The sequence below is a fragment of the Gemella sp. GH3 genome, assembly GCF_013415425.1.
GTDB lineage: Bacteria > Bacillota > Bacilli > Staphylococcales > Gemellaceae > Gemelliphila.
Window position 1 is genome coordinate 1 of the sequence record NZ_JACBYC010000253.1, and the last position, 6,238, is coordinate 6,238.

Annotated in this window: 6 protein-coding genes; 2 read left to right on the plus strand and 4 right to left on the minus strand. The window is 25.5% G+C overall.

Going from position 1 to position 6,238, the window contains the following annotated elements:
- The first annotated feature begins 73 nt into the window (after positions 1–73).
- Positions 74–1,810, plus strand: coding sequence for an ABC transporter ATP-binding protein/permease (locus HZY83_RS08160; protein ID WP_179943534.1), 1,737 nt, complete (start codon positions 74–76; stop codon positions 1,808–1,810).
- The gene (locus HZY83_RS08165) at positions 1,797–3,395 is read left to right on the plus strand and encodes an ABC transporter ATP-binding protein (protein WP_179943535.1); all 1,599 of its coding nucleotides are present in this window, start codon (positions 1,797–1,799) and stop codon (positions 3,393–3,395) included. The genes HZY83_RS08160 and HZY83_RS08165 overlap by 14 nt, the downstream gene beginning before the upstream one ends.
- Before the next feature lie 222 nt (positions 3,396–3,617).
- Here HZY83_RS08165 and HZY83_RS08170 read toward each other — a convergent pair whose 3' ends face one another.
- From HZY83_RS08170 to HZY83_RS08185, 4 genes are all read right to left on the minus strand, one after another.
- Complete coding sequence (locus HZY83_RS08170) at positions 3,618–5,039, minus strand: cation:dicarboxylate symporter family transporter (protein WP_179943536.1); 1,422 nt, start codon at positions 5,037–5,039, stop codon at positions 3,618–3,620.
- 65 nt (positions 5,040–5,104) lie between these two features.
- Positions 5,105–5,479, minus strand: a complete 375-nt coding sequence (locus HZY83_RS08175; RefSeq protein ID WP_179943537.1) for a MarR family winged helix-turn-helix transcriptional regulator — start codon at positions 5,477–5,479, stop codon at positions 5,105–5,107.
- Between the two features lie 141 nt (positions 5,480–5,620).
- Positions 5,621–5,848, minus strand: coding sequence for a hypothetical protein (locus HZY83_RS08180; protein WP_179943538.1), 228 nt, complete (start codon positions 5,846–5,848; stop codon positions 5,621–5,623).
- A gap of 12 nt (positions 5,849–5,860) precedes the next feature.
- Positions 5,861–6,169, minus strand: a complete 309-nt coding sequence (locus tag HZY83_RS08185; RefSeq protein ID WP_179943539.1) for a hypothetical protein — start codon at positions 6,167–6,169, stop codon at positions 5,861–5,863.
- Positions 6,170–6,238 lie beyond the last annotated feature (69 nt).

Below are 6,238 nucleotides of genomic sequence, written 5' to 3' on the forward strand. Positions count from 1 at the left end.
ATATATAAGTATAAAAATAATGTATAATTATTTAATGATAATAATTATCAATTAAAACGCAAAAGAGGTTTTTATGAAACTAGATAAACGATCTTTAGCTTCATTTAATATTAAAAATGAAGTTTATCTTATAGCATTCTGTAAGATTTTAATATTTTTATGTACTTTATATTCTACATATAACTTTATTGATTTACTATTTGCAGTAATCAATGATAATATAAACAATTATTTTATTTTTACATTTTTAACTAAATTAATAATAACAACTATAATATATTACACAGCTTTATATTTTGATAATAAGTTTAGTCACAAAATTTCAAAACAAGTTAGAAATTCACTACGCAGAGAAATTTTTAATAAAATAGAAAAATTGTCTTTAAATTATACCGAAGCAATTTCTACTAGTAATTTAATAGTTGCTAATTCTTCATCAATAATAAGTATTGAGCTATACTTTAATAAATTTATACCACAAATATTTGCCACTATGTTTATAGCTATTACTTCTGTAATAATCTTTGGTTCAATAAATTTTTGGTTAGCTCTTGCTATGTTAATATTATATCCATTTATTCCATTATCAATAATGATAATTATTAAAAAGTCTAAAAAATCTAACAAAAAGAATTTTTCTGATTTCTTGAGTTTAGCTGATTTATTTTTTGATAGATTAAATGGTTTTAATGTAGCGAAAATATACGGAAAAGAAAGCAATATTTCCCAAGAAATAGATGAAACTAGCTCAACATATAGGAAATCTACTATGGAATTACTAAAACATCAACTAAATTCTATTAATGTAATGGATGCTATAACATATATTTCTATTTTTATTATGTCAGTAATTGGTATTATGACATTAAGTAATTTCATGTTAGTTATCTTTATTCTAGTTGCTAGCTTTGAATGTTTTAGACCTATGCGAACTTTAGGAGGTCTATTTCATATTTCTATGAAAGCTACTATTGAATTAGATAATATTTATAAACTGTTAGACTATCCCGAAGTAAAAAAAGACAATAATATCAATGTAAATAATAAAGGAAGTTTAACATTTAAAGATGTAGATTATTCATACGATAAACAAAAAAATATTTTGCAAAACATTAACTTACAAATAAAAAATTCACAAAAAATTGCATTTGTAGGAGAGAGCGGTAGCGGAAAGTCTACTTTAATAAAATTAATTATGGGACTAATAAAATCAGATACTGGCGATGTTGTCTATAATGATGTTCCTACATATAAAATACCCTTTCCTAAATTAATGAATCTTATGACTGTAATAACTAGTGAAAGCTATCTTAGTGAAGGAACTATTAGACAACATTTAAGTATAACACCAGACATTTCAGAAAATGATATGCTTATGGCATTAGAAAAAGTTAATCTAAAAGACTTCGTTCTTTCTAATGGTGGACTTGATTACAAAGTGGAAATAGGTGGTACTAATCTTTCGGGAGGTCAACGTCAAAGATTACTCGCTGCAAAAGCCATATTAAAAGACAGTTATATATACATATTAGACGAAGCCGTATCTAATATTGATGATTATAGCAAAAAATGTGTGCTTGATGCCTTTGACTCTATTAAAGATAATAAAATTATTATTTTGATTTCACACGACTTAGAAACTTTACAAAATTGCGACAAAATATTTGTCATTAACAACGGAGAAATAATAGAATCTGGCAAGCATATAGAACTAAAAAATAAAAAAGGACTTTATTCCGAATTGTTATCAAAACAAAAAAATTTAAAAAATAAATTTTTCAATAAGGAGGTTCGTTATGATATCTCTTAAAAATTTAAAAAATTTGCTTGATATTGCTAAAAACCTTAAAAAGCCTTTAATATTTGCTACAGTTTTTGGAAGTTTTGGTCATTTAACGGTAGTTATTTTTACTTTTTTATTAGCTTATATATTTACACAATCTAATATTAATAATTTATGGCTACTAATAATTCCTTTTTTATTAGCTATTTTCAAAGGATTTTTTAGTTATATGGAGCAGTTACTTAATCATTACGTAGCTTTTAAAATATTACATATTCTACGTCTTAAAGTTATGGAAAAATTCAAAAAGCTTTCTGCACATAACTTTATTAAAACAAATTCTGGGGATTATATGACCTTAATAACTAGCGACATAGAATTGTTAGAAGTATTTTATGCTCATACTATTACTCCTTTTTTTATAAATTTAATTCAAACAATGGTAATAACATTATTTGTTGCATTGTTTAACGTGAAACTTTCTATAATAATTTTTATTCTATACTTAATTATAGGTATAGTTGTACCTTTGATTTTCAAAAATAAAGGGCAATATTATGGAGATAATTATCAAGAAAATCTAAAAAATATAAATAATAATTCTGTAGATGAAACTTATGCTATATTTGAAACTATCCAATATAATAACAAATCAAATGTTAATAAGAAGCTTGATGACGAAACAGAACAACTAATACGTGCTTCTTATCAAAAATCTAAATTTCAATTAAATATAACATTTCTAAATTTATTGCTTTACAATATTAGCATATTAATATTTATCTTATCTGCTAACAAATACTTAGAGTCAAAAAGTTTAGTTATATCTATAACTGCTATGTATATAGTATCATTTACACCTATATTGTATATGGGGAATATTGCAGCAACACTAAGTCAAACTATGGCAGCAGGGAAAAGATATTTAAACCTTATGACTTTACCTGAACAACAAAACAACGATATAGATAATATACCATTTAATAAATTAACTATTAAAAATTTATCTTTCTCTTATGATAATAAAAAGATTATTAATGACTTTTCTTTTACAGCTAAAAAAGGTGAAATTATCGGCATTCAAGGGGATAGTGGCAGTGGAAAATCTACTCTTGCTAAAATAATTATGAAATTACTACCTATCAATAATAATTGTATTTTTATTGATAATATAGATATTAATGATATAAACGAACAATATTTTAGAGAAAATACATCAATTATTATGCAAGATAGTTATTTATTTAATACAACAATAAAAAATAATATTACATTATTTGAAGAGTCTATAGACAAAGAAGCCCTTGATTACAGCTTAGATAGAACAAACTTAGCAAAATTTGTTGAAAGCCTACCTCAAAAAGAAAATACTACTATTAGCGAGCGCAGTTCTAATGTATCTTCTGGTCAAAAGCAAAGATTGTCAACAGCAAGATCATTATACAGCAATTCAAAAATATTAATACTTGATGAAGCTACTGCTAATATTGATATATTTAATGAATTAGAGTTATTAAACACACTAAATAATATTAAAAATGATAAAATTATATTCATTATATCTCACAATAAATCAACATTATCTATTTGTGATAGAATTATTAATATTTAAACAAAAAAGCCTAATTTTTAGGCTTTTTTATTTGGAACAGTTGTATATAAAAAGTCTCTGATAATATATTTAATAGTCGTTAAAAGCTAGATATAAAATGTTTAAATAGAAATATAATAAAACGAGAAAAAAGGACTAATTTCTACAAAGATATAGAAATTAGTCCTTAATAAACTTTAAAATATTTTCGTATAAGAGAATAGGGGAGATTAATTACAACTTTTATTCACTTTCGATTAAATCATCTTTTGAACCATTATATATGTCTGTGTTTAATCTTCCTTCCCATTTATCAACAATTACAGCACTCATCATTGATCCTGTAACATTAAGCATCGTTCTTCCCATATCAACTATAGGATCAACACCAAATATTGCTCCTATATTATTCATATAGTTTCCTAATCCTAATCCATTTAAAGTTACAGTTGCGGCAACTGTTGCTGTTCCTGGTACTCCTGCAATCCCTACAGATCCTACAGTAACGACAATTACTAATAACACTATAAATGTGAAGTTAATAGTCTGTCCCGAAGCAGCTGCTAGCAATACACCTAGCATTGCCGGGAATATTCCTGCACATCCGTTCATTCCTACAGTAGTCCCCATAGTAGCAACGAAGTTTGCTGTTTGTGATGAAACTCCCATTTTCTCTTCTAAAGTTTTTATAGTATAAGGTAATGTTCCTACACTTGAGCGAGAAGAGAAAGCAAAAATCATTGTACTATAAGCATTTTTGTAAAATTTAATAGGATTTAGTCCATTAGCAAGTAAAATAAATACATAAACTATTAACATTATTGCCACTGCAATATATAGATTCACTATAAACCCTAATGTACTAGATATAACAGATAATCCGTTACGTATAATAGTGCTTGCTACTAACGCTACAATACCATAAGGCATCCATTTTAAAATATTCATTAAGACACTACTAACAATTGTTTTAGCAGCACGTAAAACATCTACAGCTGGCTTAACTTGGTGTGGATTTTTCTTGTTCAAAAATCTTATTGCAGTAGCTACTAATATACCGATAATAACTACAGATACAATACTGTTGTTAGTTGTCATTACACTAAGTACATTATTCGGTATTAAATCCAAAAAGAATTGTGGGAAACTTTGTGTAGATATTGTTTCCATACGAGTAGCTGTACTTTTTGAAATTTCTCCTGCAAAACTAACCGAATCTAGTGGGAATATATAAAGAACTAATACCGCAACAAGTGCTGATATAGAAGTTGTTCCTAGTAACATAAAGAATGTTTTTCCCGTTAATGATTTTAAATTATTACCTTCAACACCTATAACTACATCTATAATAGATAAAAAGACGATAGGCACTGCTAATAATTGAATTAATCTTAATACTCCTGATCCTAACAATGAATACCAAGCTACTATCTCTGCTTTGGCATAATTAGTATAAAGATCTCCAAAAGAATTTCCTATTAAATCAATAGCAATACCTAAAACTAATCCTGCAACTAACGCAACCATCATACGCTTCGAAAAGCTATATTTCTTTGTTTTCATCCAACGTAAAAACAATATTAAAAATATCAAAACAAAAATACTACCAATAGTAAATAAATTACTTACTTTTAAAAAATTGGTAAAAAATGGTGTATTCACCATAAACATATCCTCCATTTCTTATGTATGTCCATACATATAAATTTTTATCGAAAAATTAATTATGTTTAATATAAAGTGTTTTGTAATAAATCATATACTTTAGGTAAAACTTGCTGTAATTTTACTGAGCCTTTTTCTGTTAGAGTAATACACACTCCTCGACCATCTTTTTTACAACGTGTACGTTTTATATATTCACAACAACTACTTTGCTCCATTCTAACAATCATTCTTGACATTGCACTTTGACTAAGTCCTACTAATTGCTCAAGATTTTGTAGTCTCATTCTTTTATTTTCACTTTTATCTAAAAAATATAAGACATAAAATTCTTTAAGTGTTAGTTTTTCCTCTTCTAATCTTTTTTCAAGCAAATCTTCTGTATTACTAATTTGTTGCGTTAAATTTATCCACCTAGTTATACAATCTTCTACTCCCATAACATAGACCTTTCTATTATTAAAATATATGTACGTGCATATATTTTAGCACAATACATTTTTTTTTACAACTATTATTTTTATTTTAGTTATATTTTATCAATATAACTCATTAATAACAAAAGAAAAAAGAAGACAGTGTTAGTCTTCTTTTCTTCTTAGTAAAGGGTAATTTCTCTGGCAAATTATTAATAATAAGAATATTGCTAATATTATAAATCTGAAGTTAGAATGAATATACATGTAATAGTAAATTCCATAAATAAAAAATAGTAAGTTTATACATAAAGCTACTAATAAAGATTTTCTAGCTATTATTCTTACAACTAATAATAGGATTATAAACATAATTCCTTCTAAAATAATCATAGTTTTATCTCCTTATAAAGAATTACTATTATTTATCTTTTTTGAATTTTTATATTTGTATTTAAACAATATAAAAATAGTATTAAACATTCCAAATAGAAAGATAGGCGATATTAGTTCATAATGTTGCATAGCTTCTATAGGCTTGTATCCTTTTATTATAAATATTGAAGAAAATACTATTATTGCTAAAACAATCATATTAAATATACTCTTATTTATAGCCTTGTTTGTTTCATATTTATTTTTTATTGAATAACTCGTTATTACAGCCCCAAAAATAAATACCAGTAGTCTTAGTAAATATTCATAATTATTCAAAAATATTACCTCCTCACAAAAAACATTATTTTTCCTTTGATTTTAAGTACGCTAATACTTTTATAAAGG

Coding starts and splice junctions, on each gene's coding strand:
- HZY83_RS08170 (WP_179943536.1), bottom strand. CDS start 5,039: ATGGTGAATACACCATTTTTTACCAATTTTTTAAAAGTAAGTAATTTA.
- HZY83_RS08165 (WP_179943535.1), top strand. CDS start 1,797: ATGATATCTCTTAAAAATTTAAAAAATTTGCTTGATATTGCTAAAAAC.
- HZY83_RS08180 (WP_179943538.1), bottom strand. CDS start 5,848: ATGATTATTTTAGAAGGAATTATGTTTATAATCCTATTATTAGTTGTA.
- HZY83_RS08175 (WP_179943537.1), bottom strand. CDS start 5,479: ATGGGAGTAGAAGATTGTATAACTAGGTGGATAAATTTAACGCAACAA.
- HZY83_RS08160 (WP_179943534.1), top strand. CDS start 74: ATGAAACTAGATAAACGATCTTTAGCTTCATTTAATATTAAAAATGAA.